We start from the raw sequence: 24339 nt of genomic DNA, 5'->3' as shown, positions 1-24339 counted from the left end.
TCAAAAAAAATTATTTTAAAAATTTATCTACCATTACATTAGGAAATTTTTCTTTCAAATAAGAATCTTCATATACTTTAATCATCTTATCTTCATTTAAAGCAGTTAAGATATTTAAAAGCTCTTCTAAATTTTTAGCATTTAAAATTTTCTCTAAATTTTCTTCATTTTCTAAAATTTCTGTAAGCTCGCTTGAAATTCTTGCCATTTTTTCGTTTTTATCTGATCTAAAAGTTTCTAAAAGTTCTAAAACTTGAAGCAAAACTTCATTTTTTCTCTCAGCTAAATCACTTTTAAATTCAACAAAAATCTCTTCATTTAATGGTTTTGACATTTTAACTTCCTTTTTAAAATTTTAATTTCATAAGTTTTTGAAGCAAGAAGTGTTCCAAGTTTTGATACTTTGTAGTTTAAGTTAAATTTTTGTATAATCTAAGCTTTTAAAAATTTAGCTTTGGAGAAGAAAATTTGGAAAACATTAGAAATATAGCAGTTATAGCTCACGTTGACCATGGTAAAACCACTATGGTAGATGAATTATTAAAACAATCAGGCACCTTTAGCGAAAGAGAACAAATTTCAGAACGCGTTATGGATAGCAACGATATAGAAAAAGAACGTGGCATTACCATACTTTCAAAAAACACAGCGATCAATTACAAAGGTACAAAAATCAACATCATAGATACTCCAGGGCATGCTGATTTTGGCGGAGAAGTAGAACGCGTTTTAAAAATGATTGATGGAGTTTTGCTTTTGGTGGATGCTCAAGAAGGCGTTATGCCACAAACTAAATTCGTGGTTAAAAAAGCTTTATCTTTAGGGCTTAAACCTATAGTTGTAATCAACAAAATCGACAAACCAGCTGCTGATCCTGAAAGAGTGATCAATGAAATTTTTGATCTTTTTGTAGCCCTAGATGCAAACGATGAGCAACTTGACTTTGCCATAGTTTATGCTGCAGCAAAAAATGGTTATGCTAAGCTTGATCTAAACGATGAAAGTGATAATATGGAGCCACTTTTTAAAACCATACTTGAACGCGTTCCAGCACCAAGTGGCACAAATGACAATCCTTTACAACTTCAAGTTTTCACTTTAGGGTATGATAATTTTGTAGGTAAAATAGGCATTGCTAGAATTTTCAATGGGGTTGTGAAGAAAAACCAAAGCGTAATGCTTGCAAAAGCTGATGGCACCAAAGTAAATGGTAGAATTTCAAAACTCATTGGCTTTATGGGCTTAGAAAAAATGGATATTGAAGAAGCAGGAAGTGGAGATATCGTAGCTATAGCAGGTTTTGAAGCTTTAGATGTGGGTGATAGCGTTGTAGATCCAAACAATCCTATGCCACTTGATCCTTTGCACATTGAAGAGCCGACTTTAAGTATAGTATTTTCTGTAAATGATGGCCCATTAGCAGGAACTGAAGGAAAACATGTAACTTCAAATAAAATCGCTGAACGCTTAGAAGCTGAAATGAAAACTAATATCGCTATGAAATACGAAAGCACAGGCGAAGGTAAATTTAAAGTAAGCGGTAGGGGTGAACTTCAAATCACTATTTTAGCTGAAAATATGCGTCGTGAAGGTTTTGAGTTTTGCATGGGAAGACCTGAAGTTATCGTAAAGGTTGAAGATGGGGTTAAAACAGAACCTTTTGAACATTTAGTTATCGATGTACCTGAGGAATTTAGTGGTGCGGTAATAGAAAAACTTGGCAAAAGAAAAGCTGAAATGAAAACTATGGCACCAACAGGCGATGGACAAACAAGACTTGAGTTTGAAATTCCAGCACGCGGACTTATAGGTTTTAGAAGCCAGTTTTTAACCGATACTAAAGGCGAAGGCGTGATGAATCATAGTTTTTTAGAATTCCGTCCTTTTAGTGGTGCGGTTGAAAAGCGTAACAATGGAGCGTTAATTTCTATGGAAAATGGCGTAGCTTTAGGGTATTCTTTGTTTAACCTTCAAGAGCGTGGAGTGCTTTTCATAGAGCCTCAAACTAAAGTTTATACCGGTATGATTATAGGTGAGCACTCTCGTCCAAATGATTTAGATGTTAATCCTATCAAAGGAAAGAATCTTACCAATGTAAGAGCAAGCGGAAGCGATGATGCAATCAAGCTTGTACCACCTAGAAAATTAAGCCTTGAAAGAGCTTTAGAGTGGATAGAAGAAGATGAACTTGTAGAAGTTACGCCTGTAAATGTGCGTGTTCGCAAACGCTATCTTGATCCAACTCAAAGAAAAAGAATGGAAAAAGCAAAATCTTAATGGATTTAAAAAGCTTAGAAAATAATAGACTTTATATACTTAAACGCTTAGGGATCTTAAAATTCCTAAGCATTATCGAAGCCTTGCTTGTAGGCTTTTTAGCCTTTGTTTTTATAAGAGATTCCTTAATTGCAGTAATTTTAGCTGTTTTTGTAGGTATTTTTTTCTTTCGTTTTACAGCCAAAAAACTAAAACTCGCACAAAAAGAATTACAAATTGACGCTTTAAATTTATTTTTGCGTCGTTTTGGGGCGAAATTTAAAAAGCAAAGTTTAAGCCAAAAAGACTTTTTAAAACTAGGACTTACAAAGGATTTGAAAGAATTTAAAAGTCAAAACTGCTTTGAATTTAAGGATTTTAAAATTTACGATATTCAGTTTTTGGACGAAAACAAACGCTTTTTTTGCGGAATTTTACTCAAAATTTTAAGTGCAAACAAAAATCCTAGCTTTGAAAACGAAGACCAAATTTATATCAAACTTCAAGATAAAAAGTTCACTTTAAATCATATCTTTTCTAAAGAAAATCATTATCTTATCGCTACTTTAAGCAATCCTTTCTTTATAGATATAAAAAAAGATTTAGAAAACAATTTCAAAAATCTAGAAGAAAATCTAAACTCTATAAAAAATAAACTATTTAAATAACTAACATAAAGTTAATATCATAAAATTTTAATAAATATTAATTATATACTTTAAAATATATTACTTTTAGTAACACTTTAAAATTTAATTTTATTTAAATTATTCTTATTATGCTTAATATTTAAGAAAAAATACATTAAAATCAATTTGAACTACAAATAAAAAGGAGGAAAATCATGAAAAAACACATTTTATTGCTTGGTTTATGTCTTAGTTTGAGTCTTAGCGCTAAAAGCGTGAGTGATTACAAAGTAGGAGAAGAATTAAGCGACAAGGAAGGAGTAGAGTATTTTAAGGAACTTTCTAAAAGACCTGTGCAAGAATGGCCAAATAAAAATTTAAGCATCAATGATGTTCCAAAAGGCAAGCAAGGGGATTTAATCCGTTATGGCATAAAGCTTTTAAGCAAGACAGAAAGCACTCTAGGACCCTATAGCAAGCTAAAAAAGACAAGCAACGAAGTAAATTGTATTTCCTGTCACATGGACAATGACGGCAATGGTTTACCAGGGACAAAAAAATATGTTATTCCATTTTTAAATGTCCTAAACAATTATCCAAGACTTGATATAGAAACGATGAAAATCATCTCTGTTGAAGATAGAATTCGCGGAATGGGCGGAACTGACTCTCATAGATTTCCTAATGATTCTAAAGAAATGAAAGCAATTTTAGCTTATTTTAAATGGCTAAAAGAAGCTTATGGTATCAAAGACGGCGTAAAACTTGAAGGAGATTTTTTTGCTAAGATGAATTTTCCAAATCGCCCAGCTGACCCTGTGCGTGGGAAAAAGCTCTTTGAAGAAAATTGTGTTGCTTGCCATGGCGAAAGAGGACTTGGGGTAAAAAATGATAATTACGAACAAGGTAGCGGACATTTATATCCATCTTTACTTATCTATCCTGATGGTGGACACATGGCTATGATACCATTTTTAGCAAGATTTTTAAAATCAGCCATGCCTTTTGGTGCGAGTGCGGATAATCCTATATTAAGCGATGAAGATGCGCTAGATATAGCAGCTTATGTCAATACAGGTTTTGTAAGAATGCCTATAACCACTACAGAAAATCGTGCAGGACTTGATACAGCTTATAGCAAATCCCCATCATTAAAACCTGAGTATTTTGCCTCACCGCAACAAAATTTAGACCCTAAAGAATACATAAAAGTAAAATACGGACCTTGGAAAAATCCAAATCACTTCCCAGGAGAATGATTAATTTTGGGCTAAGCCCAAAATTAATCCTCATCTTTGGCTAAATTTTCAAGACTTTTAATCCCTTCTTCACCTATCAAATTTCCACCTTGTAAGTCGCTAAATATCGCGTTTAAAGAACTCACTATGGCAGTGGAATTAAAACTTAGATTTTCTATAGCTCTTTCTCTTTTTTTCCATATATTTTGCAAAGCCCTTTTTTCAGCTTCTAACTCTTCTTTCATATTTTGATAAGTTTTGAGTATAAAAGTGATTTGCGTGTTAAATTCCTTAGAATTTAAGTATTCGTATAAAATGTGATTTTTTTCATCTTTGTTTTGCAGGGCATTTTTGAGTTTATAAGAATTTATAATGCTTTCTCTAAGCACTGCTAAAACACCTTTAAATTCATTAAAAGTACAGATCAAAATTCCTTCTTTAAAATGCGTTTTTTCTTTATCTTTTGGCATAGTTTTTGTGATCAAAACCGCTATATCACTTTTTGCGGCTATACTGTCTAGCTTAAGCTTATCCAGCCATTCTTTATTAAATTCTTTAGTGCGTTTGCTCTCATACAAAATACTTCCACAAATATTTCCAAAATTATCCTTTACTATATGCAGACAATCAGCTCCATTTACGCCCTTTGGCACTTCTTTTACTTCATCGCTTAAATACTCACTTTGTATGTATTCTTCTATGAGTAGTTCGGCTGCTTCGCCTTGGAGTTGCTGTGAGCCTTGTTCTATCCTGCGTTGTGCGTCTTCTAGCTTTTGGGCTACGCTTTTAAAATTCGTTTCTAGCTCTTTGTATTTAAGATCTTGCTCTTGAGTGCTTTTTTGAAATTCAAGACGCATTTTTTCTCTTTCAAATTCCAAATTTTTGCTTTCTTGTTCTTTAAATTCTTTAAAGGCCTCTTCTTTGGCTTGAAATTTCAGTCTTTCTTCATTTTCTTTTTGCTCTCTTTTTAGTCTTTCATTTTCAGCCTTTATGCTTAAAAACTCGCTAAGTTCTTTGCTTTTTTTCTCTAGTTCTTCTTGCATGATTTTCATTTCATTTTCATGCTCTTTGTTAAATTTCTCGCTGAATTCTTTTTGGAAATTTTGCTTTTGTGTGAGAAGTTCTTGTTCAAATTTTTGCTTTTCTAAAAGAAGCTTTTGGCTTACTTGCTCGCTTATGAGTTTTTCTTGTTCTATCTTTTGAGTTTTTAAATCATTTAAAGCTTTGGTGTATTCAGCTCTTTTAGCATTTACCTCATCATCAAATTCTTTTTTTTGTTTTAGCATTTCTTGCTTAGCTTTATCTAAAATTTGAGCATATAAAGCAGTGCTGATATCGATAAAACTTCCACAACTTGGGCATTTGATTTGTTCATTTTGGTTTAAATTTTGCATAAAAAATTTCCTTAGAATTTTTCTCTAAATTTAACATAGAAAAACAAAGATTATTCTAAGATTGACTTGTTAAAATCATTCTTTTAGAATAATTAGGATTACAAATGCAAAAACACACCAAAATTCACGGCTTTGCCAAATTTAAACTTATCATTATCCTTGCTTTGATGTCAAGCATAGCACCACTTTCTACAGATATGTATTTGCCTGCACTTTCTCATGTGGAGCAAAGTTTTCAAACCAACTCTTTTTTAACCCAACTTAGCCTTGCAAGTTTTTTTATCGCTTTTGCTTTAGGACAGCTTATATATGGGCCTTTAAGTGATATTTTTGGGCGTAAAATTCCAGCTTTGGTGGGGATATTTTTCTTCATCATTTCTAGTTTGTTTTGTGTGATCATTGATGATATTTATGCTTTTATCGCTTTGAGATTTTTTGAAGCACTTGGGGGTTGTGCAGGTGTGGTTATCGCAAGGGCTATTGTCAATGACTTGTTTGAGATCAAAGAAGCTGCAGGGATTTTTGCTTTGATGATGGTTTTTAGTTCTCTTGCTCCTATGCTTTCGCCAACTTTTGGGGGAATTTTGCTAGAGTATTTTTCATGGCATAGTATTTTTGCGACTTTGTTTGCTTTGGGAATTTTGCTTTTTTTGATGATACTTTTTGGTTTAAAAGAATCCGCACCTCATCTTAAAAACAAAAAATTTTCCCATCATGAAGCGATGAAAAGCTACAAATTTGTTTTAAGCGATAAACGCTTTTTGGTTTATATACTATGTGCTTCTTTTGCTTTGGCGGCGATGTTTGCTTATATCACAGGATCAAGCTTTGTTTTTACGCAGTTTTTTGGCTTGAGTGAGCAAAAATTTGCTTTGCTTTTTGGGGCAAATGCTTTAGGTTTTGTCATCTGTGCAAATATCAATGCGAGATTGGTTTTAAAATACGAAAGCGAAAAAATTTTGGCAAAAGCTTTGATGATAATGTTTATATCGACCGTGATTTTACTTGTAAATGCCTTTTTTCATCCAAATTTCTTGCTTTTTGAACTTAGTATTTTTACAAGTATCGCTATGCTTGGTTTCATCGCACCCAATACCACGACTTTAGCCATGGCAAGGTTTAAAGAACATAGTGGAACTGCTTCTGCGGTGCTTGGAACGGTGCAATTTGGTTTTGCAGGTTTTATCTCCTTCGTGGTTGGGGCTATTAACGCAAATACGCCGATAATCCTTGCTTTTGTAATGTGTGCTTGCGTATTGGTTGCAAATATGATATATTTTCTAATCAAAATAAAGGAAAAAAATGAAAACAAATAATATCTTTATGGCTTTAGCCATAGTTTTGGCAAGTTTGATTCTAGCTTTTGGATTTAATAAGGCTTTAAGTGATTTTAAAACACTTGAAAGAAGTGTAAGTGTAAAGGGTTTAAGCCAAAAAGAAGTCGAAGCAGATACTTTGATACTTCCTATAAAATTCACAAGATCAAATAACAATCTTACAAATTTATACGAAGAACTAGAACAAGATAAAGAAAATATCATTAAATTTTTAAAAAAACAAGGTATAAAAGAAGATGAGATCAGCTACAACTCGCCAAACATCATAGATCGTTTAAGCGATCCTTATGGCAACGACACTCAAGCTACATACCGATACATAGGCACTGCGAATTTACTCATCTATACGCAAAACGTAAAACTTGGAAAAAGCATACTAGAAAAGATTTCAAGTCTTGCAAAATTTGGCATAGTAACAAAAATCGATAATTATGACATAGAATACCTTTACACCAAGCTAAATGAGATAAAACCTCAAATGATAGAAGAAGCAACGCTCAATGCTAGAAATGCAGCGATAAAATTCGCACAAGATTCAAACAGCCATCTAGGCAAGATAAAAAAGGCTTCTCAAGGGCAATTTAGCATCAGCAACAGGGATAAAAACACCCCTTATATAAAAACCATAAGAGTGGTTTCTACTATAGAATACTATTTGAAAGACTGATGATAAAATTTCAAGCTAAGCTTTAAGGCTTAGCTTGGCACTATGGAATTTTTTCGTGCGGTTTTTTGGAAAGACAATGTAAATATAAAATATAATATTACATTTAATTATTTTAACTTGCAATACCATTCTTGGCTAATTTTACAATTGCTACTATGTGGCTCTGGATCAGCTTTTTGAATTTTGACATGCATTGGCATAGGAACAAAATCTCCAAATATAAGCGCTTCTCCTGGAACAGATTGCTTAATTTTACTTACAAAATCTTCGGAAAAATATGGAAGAACTGCGTTAATATGTCGCATATCATTTTCATTTTGAATTCTATGTATAATAAAATTTATACATTGTGATAATACAGTTTCTGAAAGTTCCGAAGGTCTTTGAGAAGAAATAAACAAATAAAGAGAAAATTTCCTACCTTCTCTTGCGATTCGCTCAAATACATTATCTTTTAATAAATACTTTTGATCTTTTTTGATATATCTATGAGCTTCATCTAAAACAAGATGCACTGGATTTTTTTGTCTGTTCTCTCCTTTTTGTTTTTTACGATATTCAAAAATTAATCTTGAAATTACACTTGTTAGTGTTTCTAGGGTGTCCTTACCTAATTCACTTGCATCAATGATGATCAGTTGGGTTTTCCCCCATAGGTAATCAAGATATTGTTTCACCTCTTTAATGTTTTTATGGTTTATTTCACGCATAAATGAGCATTCTGGATTACTGATAAAATAATCAAGTCGGGTTAGCATCGTTCCTACATAGCCTCTTGTTGTTTTTATTCCTCTTGTCTCTTCATCCACAAGAATCATTTCTGCTGCTATTTTAAGAAATTCATGTTCAAAAAATTCTCCATCTTTGTATTTATACTCAGATATTTTATTTACATCATCAAAATTAATTCGTTTTTTGATGTCTTTAAGAGTAGTAGATATTTCTTTATTTTTTTCTCCATAGTTCAAGCTACATTTTTGATAAAGACTCTTTGCATCTTTTATTAAACTTTCTGCCTCCTTATTGTTTTTAAATATATCCATTATAATTTTTCCAACTTTAGAAATTACAGATTGAAGTGTAGTTATTTTTGCAGTATCAGTTTCTGTTTGCACCAAAATATTATTAGCAAATGAATAAAGTTTATATCTTAGATAATTAATAAATTTTTTCTGTTCCTCTGCTTCATTTAAAGATAGTATTTTATAAAACCTATAAGCCTCTTGCAATACTTGATCCCAAAATGGCTTTTGTGTAGCATCTGTAGCCATTAAAAAAGCACACCACTCGTCCAAAGAAAGCAAAAAATGTGGCATATAAAATGGCTTAGTATTATTTTTAGCTCCTTTGGTATCCGATTCATCGCCATTTTCATTTTCTTTGATATTCGGTTTAAATAACTTTACTTTTACATCAGGGTGATCGAGTTTAGAAAAAGCTTGGCTATATTCTCCATTTACATCAAAAATAATGACTTTTGATCCAATAGCAGGGTGTTCTTTTTTATAAATTTCTTGAAGTAGATGAGCGATTGTATTGGATTTTCCACTTCCAGAATTTCCCAATACAGCAGAATGCATACCAAAAAACTTATCTTCTTGGATATAAATAGGGTGATTGATTTGGCTTTTGCTAACTCCTAAACAAACCCCTTGATTCTCTGTTTTATATTCTTTAGGTATAAGTATATTTTTTAAATCTTCATTGGTTAATAAACTTACATCGCTATACAAACTAGGATAAACACTTATGCCAAGGGTAAAATTATCATCTTTGTATATGCCTATGGGCTTTAACAACAACTCTCTATTACTATTAAGGTTAAAATCTTGTCCATCATCTTGCCTATCGGAATCAAAAATTGCAATAACTTCACAAACTATATCTTCTCCCAATGCATTTGATGTTTTTAAATAGCTTCCAATATTTCCAAAGTAATATATTTCACCTTTAATATTAAGCCCACCGCCCTTAACATTAGAAAAAATTCTTACTCTAAATTGATTAAATTGAATAGAAACTATTTTACCCACAATCATTTTTATCTCCTGTCACATTTTTCACTATGCTTGCAAATTTTTTATAAATTTCATCCCCTTCATTTTGTTTTTGTTCTGGAATTAGTTCATCTACAAAATAGTTAAAATAATGTATCGTTTTGCCCTCATCTTTTCCATAAATGACATAAATTCTCTTGTCGTTGATACTAAAAAGCGGAATCCTCCTTGCAAGTTTGTCTTTATCTGCAAATACAACCACAGAGAGAGAGTTATTAGAAGCAAGAGCCCTGTAGATAATAGTATTTATATGCTCATCACTAAAACTATATCCGATGATAAAAAGAACACTATTTGGAAGTGATAGCTTTTTTTGAAATTCTCTGATAAGATCAGTATAAGGAGACGTAAGGCTCTTGCCTTCTTTAAGTGGGGTTGGATAAATCAAACAAGTTTCTTTTAGTTCTTGCTCTCCCGATTTAAGATAAATTTCTTCTATATCAAAAAAAGAGTTATGGTTTTTAGTTTCTACCCAATTTATTGAGCCGTGCAATTTATAGAGATAAATCATATGATTAAGAGGCTCATATTTTTCAATCCCTTCATCCATTTTCTTTGCATAAATGTATTCAAATCTTGCAGGATTGAAGCTACGCTTAAGCCCACCTCCAAAACCATTGTTGTAATCAATATTGAGATAATCTAAAACATACTCATTAAATAAATCATTATTTGTAGTAAAAATATTTACTCTATTTAAATCTTTATTGCGATAAGTAACCTTTTTGTAAAATTTCATATAGTTTTCAAAAACTTCTTTTTGAACATCACTTCCACAATTAATGCCAATTTCAATATTAATTTTTTGAAAAATAATTTCTTCAATTTTTTCAATCAAGCTTTTCAAAGTGTTAAATTCTTTATTATCTTTATCTTGTGGATTGTTTTTAAGATATGTTTTTCCAGAATAGAGTATTTCCAAAATTTCTTCTAAGTTTCTCTCTTTAATTTTCTCAAAAATCTTTTTTTCACCTTCGTTTAATTTTTCGACAACACACTTTTGCAACTCTTTCATAGTTGGAATTGCACCATTGCTTGTTCCAGCACCAAAAAGAAAATTTACATTTTTGATATTAAATAAATCAAAAAGAACTGCCTTGATCTTATCTTTATTATCTTTATTACTTAATAAGTCTTCGGCACCTTGAAAGCAATGAATAGTGGTAGCTTGGGATTCATTTTCTTGTGCTTTGTTATCTATTTGCTTATTCATATTTCCTCCATTTTGTATTTTAGATTTATAAAAAACATTTATATATAATGCCAACTACTCCTTATTTTTAATGATTTTTATTTCTTCTTCGGTGAGATTGTAAAGTTTATAAGTCAAAGAATTGATTTTATTTTCTAGTTCTTGGGTGTTTGTGTTTTTGTCTTGTTCTTTGGCTTTTAAAATTTCATCGACTAAATTTATAAGTTCATCGGCTAATTTTTCATTTTTGGAATTTATTTTTGGTATAGGAAGTTTTTCTAGATTATTTGTTTTTAACTCTCCTTCTATTCCACCACCCATATAGAATTTTCTTAACATTAAATATATAAAATCAGAATTTAAAAATGCAAGTATGTATTTTAAAATATCTGAATTTGAAGTTATTATATTAGCAGGTGCCATTGCAAATGCGAAACTTGTTTCATAAGAAAAACAAGGTTCTTTTGCCATTATACACGGATACACTATCTTTTCTTTTTCAAATTCTTCGATATACGCACAATTTCTAAGATTATAAGGAGTCAAGCCTTTATCAGCTCTTTTTTCTAGTTGTGGATAAAATTCATCAAAATGCTTTTTTAAACTAGGATAATGCTTTATATTTATCGCTTCTACTTTTTCTCCATTTTGATTTTTGTAACCATTGTGAGTATTTATCACCCAAAGTCCCGCCCACTCGTAACTATATCTTTTTATATCTCTACCGCGTAGCATTTTGCGTATGAGTTTGGCGGTGCGTTCTTTTTCGGCTTCATCTTTGCAATTTGCTAAAATTTCATTTCTTTTTTCAGTAGTGATGATAAAGGCTTCATTATAGCCTGTTTTTATCCCATAGTTGATATTAAGCCCATACCATTCTTTAAGCGGAGTTCCTATGCGTTCTATCTTAGCCTTTAAGGCACTAGTATTCTCATCGCTAAAAGTGAAGCTTTCTTTGCTTAAAGAATTTTGCGAAAATTCTGCAAAGTCCTTATATAAGCCAATGTCATAAGCACAAGTTTTTAAAATTTCATTGCTTAGGGCAAGGTATTTGAATTTATTATCTTTGCTTTTTGATTTTTCAAAACAAAGTATGGAAATATCCACTGTAGCACTATCAAAAACTTTTATGCCGTTTAAATCAGTGTATTCTAAAAACTTAACATTTTTAAGCAAAAATTCACGCAAAGCTTCCCCATATCCTGCACGCGTGTATTTGTTAGAAGTGATATAGCTCAATACCCCCCCTATCTTTTAAAACATTAAATCCTAGTTCATAAAAATAAGTATAAATATCGCTCGTGCCTTTATAAACCTTATAATTTTTAGCTAAATGGGACTTGAGTTCTTTAAGCTCCTCTTGTCTTATATAAGGTGGATTGCCGATGATGAGATCAAAGCCTTTGAAATTTCCATCATCGTCCAAAATTTCAGGGAATTCAAAACGCCATTCAAAAGGATGATTGCTTTCTAGGTTGAAGATATTGTCGTATTCTTTTTTAAGATTTGCAAATTCTTTTGTGGCTTCTTTTTCATCAAAGTCAAAAAGAGTCAAATTCGCGCTAACAAAGAATTTCAAATTTTCATCATCTACGGCTAAGAAATTTCCGTATTTTTTAGAGTATTTTTCACATTTATCGTTAAAGCCTTTCATTTCTTTTTTAAATTTATCCGCAAAGCAGAAATTTTTAAAAGAAATTTTGAGATTTTTTATCTCTTGGTTGATGTGGCTTTTATCTGTGTAAAAGCCTTCTTTATAGTCTTTTACTATGCGTTTGTATTTGTTAATGCGTTCTTTGATGTTAGGATAGTGGTTTAGGCTTTTGCCTGTTTCAAAGTAAGATACCAAAGAATTTCCGCATTTTATGTTTATATCGATGTTTGGCAGGGTTTTAAGATCGTGATAATTCTCATCATCAAAGCTTTGATAAAAACTATGTTTTAAAAGCTCTATCCAAAGCCTTAGCTTGGTGATCTCGCATGAGTTAGGGTTGATATCGACTCCAAAAAGGTTGTTTTCTATGATGTCTTTTTTGGTATGAAAAAGTTCTTGCTGGATAAGATGGGCTTTATCTTTAGGTGTTTTTGGGCGTTTATACTCTATAAACTCACCTTTTCTACCCGTGATGAGAATTTCATCGTTTTGCACTTCTAGATAAAATTCTTCATCAAAAAGATTTAGCTCATCATAAATGCTTAACATAACATTTAAAGCAGAAACCAAAAAATGCCCGCTTCCCACCGCAGGATCGCAAATTTTTATAGAGTTTAAAAGCTCTTTTTGTGCTTTTTTGTCTTCTTTTCTTAAAGACTTTCTTAGTTCGCTTATATCTTTAGCATCAAGATCAAATTGAGCGTTGAATTTATCAAGTACAACTTTTGTAATGCTTTCTTTGCACATATAAGAAGTGATAAAGCTTGGCGTGTAAAAACTTCCTTCTTTGTAGCCATTGAGTTTTTCAAACACATTTCCTAAAACACTTGAACTTATGAGTTCTTTTTGGCTTAAAATTTCGCTTTGCTCATCATCGCTACCAAAATCAAAACTATCCAAAAATTCAAACAAGTATTCTAAAAGCCCCACTTGTCCTTTTTTAGCCTTGCATTTATCATCTTTTAGCACGGTGTTTTTATAGTAAAAAAGCTTTAAGTCATTGCTTAAGCTTGAAATTTCAAGTGTGTTTTCTATGCTTTGTTTTTCAAACAAAGAAGAATTTAGATAAGGCAGATAAGCAAATTCGCTTTTCTTTCGCGTGCTTTTTTCTTTGGCTAAGACTTCAAAGAAAAGTTCGCTAAGCTTGTCAAAATCAGGGATTTTTTTGAAATTTAAAAATTTCAAATTTTTATCATCATTAAAACGCACCAAATTTGACTCTATAAGCTTTAAAAATAAAATGCGATTAAGCCATAAGATCAAAAGTTTTAAGATGGTTTCAAAATTTTCTTTTTCAAGCTTAGAATTTATAGCGGTGTAGAAAGTGCCTTGCTCTTCTTTACTTTCTTCACTTTTTGCGATGATGAGTTTTGAATTTTGTTTGCTCTCACAAAGCCCTAAGATATATAAAAGCTCTTTGTAAAAAGCGTTGTTGAGTGAATTTGCATCGTTGGGGTTAAACTCACTTAGCAAACAATCTTTGCTAAAAATTTTAAACAAAGGCTTAAGCTTACCAAAGCTTAATTTATCTTGCTCTAAGATAGGTTTTAAATCCACAAAAAGCCCTTTTAAAGTGCTATCGCCATTTAAAATCTTTTCAAATTCTTTATAAATTTCGTCGGTATTGCCTTTAAAAAGCGAGTTTTTGCTTTCAAAATTTTCAAAAGCTTCTTTAAAATACTTGCTTTTGTTAAAAAGCTCTTCAAACAAATCCGCCTTAAAGATAAAAAAGCTATAAAAATCCGTGATGATGATGTGCTTAAGCGATGAATTTAACGCTTTTCTTTCGCGAAGATAGTATAAAATGCACTCATACAAAGCCTTGCAGTTGGGTTTGCTTGGGCTAAAAAATTCTCTAGAATGAGGTAGTTTTGCTTCAATGATGACTTGAGCAAGACCATCTTTTTTTAAGGCTAAGTCTATACCGCTGTTGCCTTTGTGTATGCTTTTGACTTCGCATTGAAAAGATAAATTTTCAAAAAATTTGCTAAGAGCGTTTGCCACAAGGGAATCTTCGTTGTTTTTGAGATTGTTTTCTAAATTTATTTTGTAGTCTTTTATAGTTTTGATAAATTCGTTTAGTTCTGTTTCTAAGATAGGCTTTTTGCGGTGGTAGGGATTTAAAAATTCTTTTTCATTTATAGCTTCAAATTTCATATTGCACTTTCAATAAATTTTAAATATTTTAGCAAAAAAATCTCAAGTTTGGTATAAAATTTAAAAGTTACTTTTTGTAATTTTATAAAAAAATAATTATATAAAATGAGAATATTTGATACAAAATTTTAAAATTTTAAATATTTTTGTAAAAATATATCATTTTTTAAATTTATCAATACCCCTAGTTTTGTTACAATAATTCTATATATCATTAAAAAGGAGTAAAATGCGTTATTTAGCTATATTTGCGATTTCAATCACGCTAAGTTTTGGTGCAGCTAATCCGCCTATACAAGATAGAACGGGCACAGGACTTGTTTTATCAAGTCATGAACTAGCCAATAAAATAGGCAAAGAAGTTCTTGACAAAGGCGGAAATGCCATAGATGCAGCTGTAGCAGTAGGTTATGCTTTGGCTGTAGTGCATCCTGCAGCAGGAAACATAGGTGGTGGTGGCTTTGCAGTCATTCATCTAGCCAATGGAGAAAATACCACGCTTGATTTTAGAGAAATGGCACCTTTAAAAGCAAGCAGAGATATGTATCTTGATAGCAAAGGAGAAGTTATAAAAGATGCTTCAACTATAGGTTATCTAGCTGCTGGAGTACCAGGAACGGTTAAAGGTATGAGTGCTATGCTTGATCGCTACGGCACTATGAAACTAAAAGACTTGATGGCTCCTGCTATAAAACTAGCTGAAAAAGGTTATCTCATCAACGATAGACAAGAACAAACCATGCTAGAAGCTAAAGATATGTTTAAAGAATTTCCTAGTTCAAGCAAATATTTCCTTAAAAAAGATGGCAGCACTTATAAAAGTGGGGATTTGTTTGTCCAAAAAGATCTAGCAAAAACTTTAAAACTTATCGCAAAGGAAGGTCCTGATGCTTTTTATAAGGGAAAAATCGCTGATTTAATAGCAGCGGATATGGCTAAAAACAAAGGCATTATCACTAAAGAAGATCTAGCACAATACCAAGCTATTTGGAGAAAACCTGTAGAAGGCACTTATAGGGGTTATGATATCATTTCCATGTCGCCACCTAGCAGTGGGGGTGCTCATATCATCGAAATTTTAAATATCATGGAAAATGCCAATATAGAAAATTTAGGCTTTGCAAGCTCTAAAACTTTACACATAATGGCTGAAGCTATGCGTCAAGCTTATGCGGATAGATCAGAATACATGGGCGATCCTGATTTTGTAAAAATCCCACTTGATAAACTTACAAGCAAAGAATACGCTAAAGAAATTTATGCAAAAATTCCAAAAGATAAGGCTTTACCAAGCTCAAAAGTAAAACCTGGTTTAGGACAAATTCACGAAGGACATAATACCACTCATTATTCTGTACTAGATAGCAAAGGCAATGCTGTAAGCATTACCTATACGATCAATGCGAGTTATGGTTCAGGCGCTGCGGTTGAAGGGGCAGGGTTTTTACTCAATGATGAAATGGATGATTTTTCAATCAAACCAGGCGTGCCAAATTTATACGGACTTGTAGGCGGAGAAGCTAATGCTATAGAACCTAAAAAAAGACCTTTAAGCTCTATGAGTCCAACTATCATACTAAAAGATGGAAAAGTATTTATGGTAGTAGGTAGTCCAGGTGGTTCTAGGATCATCACGACAGTTTTACAAGTGATTTCAAATGTGATCGATCATAAAATGGATATATCAACAGCGGTAGAATCTCCAAGATTTCACATGCAGTGGCTACCTGATGAAATCAGAACAGAGCCTTTTGGAATCATCAAAGATGCGCAAAACAATCTTGAAAAAATGGGCTATAAAATCACCAAAGAACCTTATATGGGTGATGTAAATGCTATCATGGTCGATCCAAAAACTGGAAAAATCGTAGGCTCTATGGATACAAGAAAAGAATTCTAACTTCTTATTTACCCTTGAAATTTCAAGGGTAAATTTATACAGGATTTTTAAGTCTTCTTTTAAAAAATGCTCCTAAAATTAAAATCACTGTAAAAGCAATGAAAAAATATAAAAATTTAGGCACAGGCACAGGATCTCCTGCTGCATAAGAATGCAATCCTGAAAGATAGAAATTTACCCCAAAATAAGTCATCAAAATAGAATAAAATCCTATAACACTCGCACTTGCAAAGGCGTAAGGATTGTTAAATTTTGAGATAAATCTAAGATGTAAAATCATAGTATAAACAATAATAGAAATTAAAGCCCAAGTTTCTTTAGAATCCCAACCCCAGTATCTTCCCCAGCTTTCGTTTGCCCAAACTCCACCTAAGAAATTTCCTATAGTGAGTAAAGCAAGTCCTATTATCATCGCCATTTCGTTGATACAATGTAAGTTTAAAATACTTTGATCTATTTGAGCTTTTTTTGGATTTCTTAACATAAATAAAATCAAGCTAAATACTCCAAGCAAAAAGCAAAGTCCTAAAAATCCATAGCTTGCAGTGATGATAGAAACATGGATATTAAGCCAATAGGATTTTAAAACGGGCACAAGATTTGTAATTTGTGGATCCATAAAACCAAGATGTGCTACAAAAAGAGAAATTCCAGCCATAATACTTGCAGTACAAAGTGCTAAAGAAGATTTTTTATAAAAAACAAGTCCCGCAAAAGCACAAGCAAAAGCTATATAAACCATACTTTCATAAGCATTACTCCAAGGAGCGTGATCTCCTACATACCAACGAAAGATTAAAGCTAAAGCATGAGCCAAAACACTTAAAGCAATGAGAATAAAAATGGCATTTTTAAGCATTTTTGGAGCTTTTTTAAGGCTTAAAATTTCATAGACTAATAAGATAAAAAGCATACTACCTAGTAAAAGATAAATAGGGGTGAGATTGTCAAAAATATTATAATGATTTAAAAAAAGCTCTAAAGAAATTTGAGTAGGTGTAGGGATAAGATTTGATCCATAAAAATTTTGGAAATTTTTAAGTCTTTCTAAACTTTCATCGGCTTTAGAAAAATCTTTGGTACTAAGAGCTTGTTCAAAATCAAAAAAATATTTTGCCAATAAGCTTTGTATATTTTCTATATCCTTTAAATCAAAAGGCATAGGTGTAGCAGGAGAATACCAAGTATAGGTTTTTTGGCTTGGATCAGGAAATATTCTAAAAATTTCTCCGCTATAGATATAAAAAGCGGTGTTGATTTTTTCATCAAGAGCTAAAATATCTTTATCAAACTGATCTCTTAAAGTAGGTTTTTTACGGTTTGCTTCTTCTATATAGTTTGAAAGTTTGTAAAAATCTCCATCAAAAACATCATCATAAGCAAGATATTTTTCATTTTTATCCACGCCTAAAATTTCTTTTAGCTTTGCAGTTTTTACGCTAATCATTTTTATTTGTCTAAAATGTTGTGGATACATCATCATACCAAGAAAAATTTGATTATAGTTTAAACCTAAAAAATCATTTTTTTTGGTAATCTTATGGATGTAATTCATCGCTAAAGTATCGATAGGTTTTATCCTGCCATCAAAGTCTTGCACAAGTAAGCTTCCAAAAAGCATAAAATGTTTTGCAGAATTTTCTTTGATATTTTGTATAAGCTTTAAGGTGTTTTCATCGGCAAAACTTTTTATGTTAAAAGCAAAAAGACAAAAAAGAATTAATAAAAGATTTTTTTGATTTTTAAGATAGTTTGATAATTTTTGAAATCTTGAGTTTTTAGCAAATAAAATCCATAAAAAACCTAAAGTCAGCAAAGTATAGCCTATATAGGTTGGAATTTTTCCAGGATCTTTATTGACTGAAAGTATGGTGCCTTGTTCGTCTTGATCATAAGAACTTTGAAAAAATCTATATCCGCCATAATCTAAAACATTATTCATAACAATTTTATACTCAAAACTTTTATCTTGATCGATCACTTCTATATCTGAAGCATAAGAAGAAGGACTCATAGAACCTGCGTAGCGATCTAGGATAAAATCTTTTAAAGCCAAAGAAAAAGGCAGTTTGATCTCTTCAGGACCCCAGTTGAGTGCAAAAATTTCACCTCCTAGTCTAAAAGGTAAAACATTTTCATTGTTGTAATTTGGAGTGAGTAAAATTTCTTTGCTTTCATTATTAAAAGAAATTTGCATTTTGATGATAGGATTGCTCATTGCATTAGGAGCTTTTTCATAATCAAGTAGTTTTAAATTTATAGTTTTATTTTGCTGCATGGAAACTTTTTTTTCAAAACTATTATGGAGTAAAGGATTAAAAGCTACTCCAAAGGATTGATATTCTACAACCTTACCTTCATCATTATAAAGCATTAAGGCTATAAATTCATCTCTTGTCACAATGATATCAGAACTTTGTCCTTCTCTAATGTGCATACCTCCTTCTATGCCAAAATAACGCGTGATTGCAGCGCCAAGTAAAATTACTATAAAAGCACTATGCAAGAGCAAGGAAGCATATTTTTTTCTTTGTAAAAGTTTGTGTATAAAAATAATACCTATAAGATTGATTAAAAGCAAAAGGTGTAAGATATCAAACCATAAAGCATTATAAACTAAGGCTTTAGCAGCATTTGTGCCAAAATCATTTTCGACAAAAGTCGCTACTGCACAAGAAAGAGCATAGATAAAAAGTAAAATAAGACTCATCCAAAAGGAAAAAAAGATTTTCTTAAACATTTTTCTCCTTGTATGCTAGAAAAAGTGTTTTAAAAAGCTCATCTTCATTAAGCTTTTGATTTTTTTCATCTTTTAAAATTTCCATAGTCAAAGCAAGGCGTTTAGCACTCATAAAACCAGGATAAATCAGTAAAGTTTTATGTTTAGGAGTAAAAAATATCAAAGTAGGCGTAGCGTCTATATTGAATTCTCTTGAAAGTTCTTCTGTGCTTGTTTTTTTATTGTCGTAATTATGAATTTTATGATAACTTGTATTGATATAATAAGAATTATATGTGTTTTTTAAGATATTTTGAACTTCTTTGTTGTTTTGAATTTCGTGTTTTAATTTATCGCAATAAACACAATTATTTGCACTAAAAATAATTAGCACAGGTTTGTCAGAAAAAACAATATTTTGATTGTCTTTAAAAAATTCTGCGATTTCTTTGTAAGAGTTGAGATCAAGATTGTTTGTATCTTGTTTGTATTGTTCTGTAGTTTTTGTTCCTTTGGAAAGAATATTTTCATCTATTTTTTCATCATTACAAGCACAAAATAATAATATTATAAATCCTAAAATCAGTTTTTTTAACATCAAATCCTTTCATTTAAAATTGCCTAGAAAATCTAGGCAATTATTATTTTAACAAATCCACTATAAAAGCATAAATCATCAAGAATAAAAAGATCATTCCCGTAATCAGCATCAAATAACCTGCTAATTTAGCAATGCTTTTATAAGAATTAAATTTAGAGTTTTTCTCATATAAACTTTCAAGCCTTCCGCTTTCTTTTAGGCGTTGATAATACGCATTTCTTTCTTGTTTAATCTCGGCTTCACTTTGGGTTCCTGAGAAAATTACCATATCCATAGGGAAGCGATCTGCTCTAAAATGAGTATTGAAGAAGTGGATTGCAAAGATAAATCCTGTTGCAAGTAAAGCTTCATCAGAATGCACTAAAGAACAAAGATTGATCATCCAACCTGGTAAAAAGGTACTAAAGAAAGTAGGGAACCATAAAACCAATCCTGAAAGTCCTATAACAAACATACCCCAAAATACTGCTAGATAGTCAAATTTTTCCCAATAAGTCCAGCGGTCAAATTGTGGTCTTTCACCCATGCCAAAGAACCATTTAAAATGTGCTTTCATATCTTTAAAGTCTTGCCAATTTGGCATTAAAGAATCAGGTCCAAAAAGGGCTTTTAAAATTTTCATTTTATCAAGTTTTCCTGTTTGTGGATCACGCACTAAATCTCTTCTTTTCCAGTTTACAAGTATGATTTCTCCAATATGAGAGAAAAAGACTATAAACATAACAATAGCACTAATATGATGCACTATGGTTGCACCGATTGGTCCACCCATAAGATCTATCATGGTTTTTGCCCAAGGAGCGGTATAAAATTTTTGCGGCAAACCTGAGAAAGCAAGTCCTAAGAAACTTGCCGCCATAAAGAAATGCTGAATTTTATGGAAGGTTGAAAAACGTTTGATTAAAACCTTGTCATTGTGTGCATTTTCTTTTGCTTTTTTCCATTCTGCAGGATGTGAAAATCTTGCTAAAATCAGTCTTATACTCCAAAGTAAAGTATGCAAACCAAAGAACACAAAAACTCCTATCACTAAAGCGGTCATAAAAATATAAGCACCGTGAAGTAAAGGATAGTTTTCTCCATCACTATGATCAGCATGTGCAATAAAATTGGCAAAATTTTCATTAGAATTTGGATGACACTGTGCACAAGTTTGAACACGATTTAAAGACGATAGGGTTGAGTTTAAATCTTCAACTTTTAAAATATTGTGTTTGCCGTGACAATCATAACAGGCTGCGATTTTTGGAGCACTACCAGGACTATTTAATACCATAGCCTTACCATGAAAAGTATCATGATAGCGATCTTGTTTATCTTGATGACATTCACCGCATTTAAAATCACTTCTTTGTTTTAAGGTCATTGTATTCATTAACGGATCGTTGTTGTGGATATCATGACAAGTAGTACAAGTTGGAATTTTTTTCTTTTTTCCATCTTTATCAAGTTGTATTTGGCTGATATTTTGATGAATACTGTGTTTAAATTCTTTATCTATATCTTTATGACAACTTGCGCAGTTTTTATTGATAAGATCTAAATTTGCAGCATTATTGTAGCGAATAGATTTTTTATCTTCGCCTTTTCCGTGGCAATCCCTACAACTTGGAACATCTCCAAAATACATTCTTGAATGAATGCTATCTTTAAAATCATCTAAATTTTTAGCGTTTTGCCATTTTTCTATTTGTTCTTTTTGAACTTTTCTTCCAGAAAGCACCCAAGATTCTATACCATCTAACATAACATAAACATGGGTATAGCCTAATTTTTGGCTTAAATTTGCAATATTAGAAGCATCAAAAGTAAAACGATTCGACCCATAAAAAATTAAAGTTGCATTAAAATCATCAGGTAATAAATTTTGCCAATTTTGCGCATCAACTAAAACAGCATTAGGTATATTACCTGCAACTTCTCTTTCTTCCTTGGAATTAACATCCACAAAATATACATTTTTTTGCCCTAAAAGTTTTTCAGCATCTTTCATGCTGATAGGAGTTACACCTTCAACTATACCTATTTGAATTTTTCCGTCGGCAAGTAAAAAAGGGGTTGAAAAACAAAAAACAGCAAGCAATATAAATTTTATTAAACTTTGTTTCAAAATTTACTCCTTAAACTCGCCCAAAAAATGGGCGAAAATTTTATTTTAAAATATTTTTAGCTTCTTGTATATAAACCAAAGCCTCATCTACTATTTTTTTGGAGTAAACAGGACCATGCACACCCCAAGAACCATCTTTTTGCAATTTTTCTGCAATAGCCCTTGCTTGATTTGCCAAAGTAATAACACGAGATTTTTTCTCTACAGAAAGTTTAGGATTTTCAGCCATAGCTTTATCAATTTCTTTCACGCCTTTAAGAATATTTTCATATCCATCTTTTACAGGTTTTTGCCAACCTACAACAATGTCGTAGATAGTCTCTTGATCTGTAAAATGAAGTTTTTTAGGTAAATTTGATTGAACCGCACTGTGACATCCACTTGCACCTGGCCCCATTAAATTTGGATCACTAAAACTTGTACGTCCACAAGCCCACATTAAATCAAGGAAAAATCTTCCATCATCATCTCTAGCGATGGTCCATCCTGGAGTTTTTGGAGATCTTTCTTTACCTTCTGGCGGATTAAGAGTTTTAGCAGTTTTATCAACTTTTATTTTCCAAATGTGAGAAGCTCTAACATTATCAAATCCACCTTTATCGGGATTTTGAACTGCTCCAAAGTTTTCACAACTCATCATATTTGGCATGTGACAAGCTGTACAATTATCTTTTGAATGAATTCCTCCTTGTTTAAAGAAGCTAGCTTGTGTGTCATGACAATCTGTACAAGTTTTTTTAAGCCCTACTTTAGTATATCCATCTTTCCAATCATTGAAAGTAACCTCATGAGGATCGTGGCAAGTAGAACATCTCATACCCTTATCATAGTGAGCTGAACTATACATTTGCGCACCTTCAGTTCCACAAGCTGGACAGCTAGATTTGAAGAAGGCATTAAATGGTTTTCTAGGATTTTTCTTAGCATCTTCTTCATTATAAGAAAATCTTTGATGACATCTTTCGCAGTTTGATGGCATACCTGCACCTCTAGCACCATAAAGATGAGCGCCTGCACCATGACATTCTTCACAAGAAATACCTTTTGAAATTGTATGTTTTCTAAGCTCTTGAGTATTTCCTAAAGCTTTATAAAATTCTTCTTTGCTTTTAAAATCAAATTTAAAACTATGACAGGTTTCGCAATAAGAACTTGCAGGCTGAAAAAGCATATTTTTACGATATTGTGCTGCATAAGAATTTGTTCCCCAAACTTGAGAGCCATTACCTCCAAATTGTTCCATAGTAGTAGGGAAACCTGGAGAAAATTCTGCTATTTTTTTGGTCATTTCAGGTGTTAAAAACTCACTCCAAAGCCTTGAGAATTGATTGCCGCCAGCTACAATTTTTCCTGTCATATTACTAAGATTTCCATCTTCAACATGATAAGTTCCACGAACCAACCATCTATCAATAAAACCATATTTTGTTCTAGGTGTTCCAATTACAGCATAGACATCATCAGGATAAATTCCATCTGGTAAAATAGTAGATTGTGAGTTATACATAGGTTTTTTTAAATCATTTCCTACTTCTTCAAACTCATCAGGAAAACGAACGGTTTTTGCATGACGTGATCTTTCCCAAGCTTTATATTGAGCAGGATGACATTCACCACATTTTTTTGGACCTACAAATTTATTTGGAAAATCTAAAAAAGATTCCATTCCTAAACGATAAGTCACTGAAGTATGAGCTAGATTGTTTTGCTGTGCAAAAGTAGGACCATTAGAAAATTCTACATATTCTTCTTCCCTATCACTAATAGCATATTTACCTACTATACAACCTTCTTTTTCATATTTAAACATAGGATGATGTTCTTTAAGATATTTAAAAAACGCATCTTCTTGGTGCACATAACCCTCAAGTGTTCTTGGTTTAGTATCGCCATCTTGTGCAGCTTCTCCTTGAATAAGAACATTTGAATTTTCTGCACTACTCACATTTAAAGCAAATCCCACCCCAAGCAATAGGGTTAAAACCTTTCCCTTAGAAATAAGCTTTTTCATAAGATACACCTTATAAATAAAATTTTTAAGATAATATAATTATGAAATAAATAGTTTAAGATATAAATTATATTATTTAAATTATATTAACTTTTATATATAAAGTTTATGTTAATTAAACTTAATAATTAATAAAATTAACAATTTCATCGTGAATTTATATATTAATTTCTATTTTTTATTTAAAATTCTATCAATAAACCAAGTAGCCGATCACGCAAACAACTTTTTTAAAAGAACTAAATTTATACAATCCATACAAATATATTAAACCTTCCAAACCCCTAAAAACACCCTATTCTCTCTAAAAACCCTAACCAGCAACAAACTCTTTTTTAAACACAATTCTAAGCATCATCTAAAACAACAATAAAAATAAACATAGGATTTATATATAAAGTAAGTAATGAAGATATT

14 protein-coding genes and 1 pseudogene are annotated in these 24339 nt (G+C 31.7%); 6 read left to right on the top strand and 9 right to left on the bottom strand.

The window, feature by feature from the left end:
* Window positions 1-10: 10 nt before the first annotated feature.
* Window positions 11-334: a hypothetical protein gene (locus tag AJN64_RS05365; protein WP_002868349.1), complete on the bottom strand. Its 324-nt coding sequence runs from the start codon at window positions 332-334 to the stop codon at window positions 11-13.
* A 134-nt stretch (window positions 335-468) separates the two neighbouring features.
* Between AJN64_RS05365 and typA the strand changes: the two genes are divergently transcribed.
* From typA to AJN64_RS05350, 3 genes are all read left to right on the top strand, one after another.
* Entirely contained in the window at window positions 469-2277 is a 1809-nt protein-coding gene (typA, locus tag AJN64_RS05360; RefSeq protein WP_002799607.1) for a translational GTPase TypA, read from the top strand.
* Window positions 2277-2924, top strand: a complete 648-nt coding sequence (locus AJN64_RS05355) for a poly(A) polymerase (RefSeq protein WP_070292778.1) — start codon at window positions 2277-2279, stop codon at window positions 2922-2924. Before typA ends, AJN64_RS05355 begins: the two co-directional genes overlap by 1 nt.
* A gap of 176 nt (window positions 2925-3100) precedes the next feature.
* Window positions 3101-4144, top strand: coding sequence for a c-type cytochrome (locus AJN64_RS05350; RefSeq protein WP_002871423.1), 1044 nt, complete (start codon window positions 3101-3103; stop codon window positions 4142-4144).
* A gap of 23 nt (window positions 4145-4167) precedes the next feature.
* Here AJN64_RS05350 and AJN64_RS05345 read toward each other — a convergent pair whose 3' ends face one another.
* Window positions 4168-5517 (bottom strand): DUF2130 domain-containing protein, encoded by a 1350-nt coding sequence (locus AJN64_RS05345; RefSeq protein WP_057096259.1) that lies wholly within the window; start codon window positions 5515-5517, stop codon window positions 4168-4170.
* Window positions 5518-5621: 104 nt separating this feature from the next.
* Between AJN64_RS05345 and AJN64_RS05340 the strand changes: the two genes are divergently transcribed.
* Complete coding sequence (locus AJN64_RS05340; RefSeq protein ID WP_070282824.1) at window positions 5622-6833, top strand: multidrug effflux MFS transporter; 1212 nt, start codon at window positions 5622-5624, stop codon at window positions 6831-6833.
* A complete protein-coding gene (locus AJN64_RS05335) occupies window positions 6820-7521 on the top strand; it encodes an SIMPL domain-containing protein (protein ID WP_070292777.1) in 702 nt (233 codons plus the stop codon). Before AJN64_RS05340 ends, AJN64_RS05335 begins: the two co-directional genes overlap by 14 nt.
* Window positions 7522-7628: 107 nt before the next feature.
* On the opposite strand, the gene AJN64_RS05330 is transcribed toward AJN64_RS05335, so the two are convergent.
* The 3 genes and pseudogenes from AJN64_RS05330 to AJN64_RS05320 all read right to left on the bottom strand — a co-directional run bounded on the left by AJN64_RS05330 (window position 7629) and on the right by AJN64_RS05320 (window position 14581).
* Window positions 7629-9560, bottom strand: coding sequence for an ATP-binding protein (locus AJN64_RS05330; protein WP_070292776.1), 1932 nt, complete (start codon window positions 9558-9560; stop codon window positions 7629-7631).
* Window positions 9547-10791 (bottom strand): SIR2 family protein, encoded by a 1245-nt coding sequence (locus AJN64_RS05325; RefSeq protein WP_083271924.1) that lies wholly within the window; start codon window positions 10789-10791, stop codon window positions 9547-9549. The genes AJN64_RS05330 and AJN64_RS05325 overlap by 14 nt, the downstream gene beginning before the upstream one ends.
* Before the next feature lie 54 nt (window positions 10792-10845).
* Window positions 10846-14581 (bottom strand): annotated as a pseudogene (locus AJN64_RS05320) (class I SAM-dependent DNA methyltransferase).
* Window positions 14582-14810: 229 nt separating this feature from the next.
* Here AJN64_RS05320 and ggt point away from each other — a divergent pair.
* On the top strand, window positions 14811-16481 hold the full coding sequence (ggt, locus tag AJN64_RS05315; protein ID WP_002922352.1) for a gamma-glutamyltransferase: 1671 nt from the start codon (window positions 14811-14813) through the stop codon (window positions 16479-16481).
* A gap of 34 nt (window positions 16482-16515) precedes the next feature.
* Here ggt and ccsA read toward each other — a convergent pair whose 3' ends face one another.
* The 4 genes from ccsA to AJN64_RS05295 are packed head-to-tail and all read right to left on the bottom strand — an operon-like array spanning window position 16516 to window position 23922.
* Window positions 16516-19221 carry a cytochrome c biogenesis protein CcsA gene (gene ccsA / locus AJN64_RS05310; protein WP_070292775.1) on the bottom strand — a complete coding sequence of 902 codons (2706 nt, stop codon included), beginning with the start codon at window positions 19219-19221 and terminating at the stop codon, window positions 16516-16518.
* On the bottom strand, window positions 19214-19798 hold the full coding sequence (locus tag AJN64_RS05305; protein ID WP_002922818.1) for a SoxW family protein: 585 nt from the start codon (window positions 19796-19798) through the stop codon (window positions 19214-19216). Before AJN64_RS05305 ends, ccsA begins: the two co-directional genes overlap by 8 nt.
* A 43-nt stretch (window positions 19799-19841) precedes the next feature.
* The gene (locus AJN64_RS05300) at window positions 19842-21911 is read right to left on the bottom strand and encodes a rhodanese-like domain-containing protein (protein ID WP_083271921.1); all 2070 of its coding nucleotides are present in this window, start codon (window positions 21909-21911) and stop codon (window positions 19842-19844) included.
* A gap of 40 nt (window positions 21912-21951) precedes the next feature.
* On the bottom strand, window positions 21952-23922 hold the full coding sequence (locus AJN64_RS05295) for a cytochrome c3 family protein (protein WP_002922821.1): 1971 nt from the start codon (window positions 23920-23922) through the stop codon (window positions 21952-21954).
* Window positions 23923-24339 lie beyond the last annotated feature (417 nt).

It is taken from the genome of Campylobacter sp. BCW_4332, assembly GCF_001763175.1.
In the GTDB taxonomy this organism is placed as follows: Bacteria; Campylobacterota; Campylobacteria; order Campylobacterales; family Campylobacteraceae; genus Campylobacter_D; species Campylobacter_D jejuni.
This window is presented reverse-complemented; position numbering and strand designations above follow the sequence as displayed.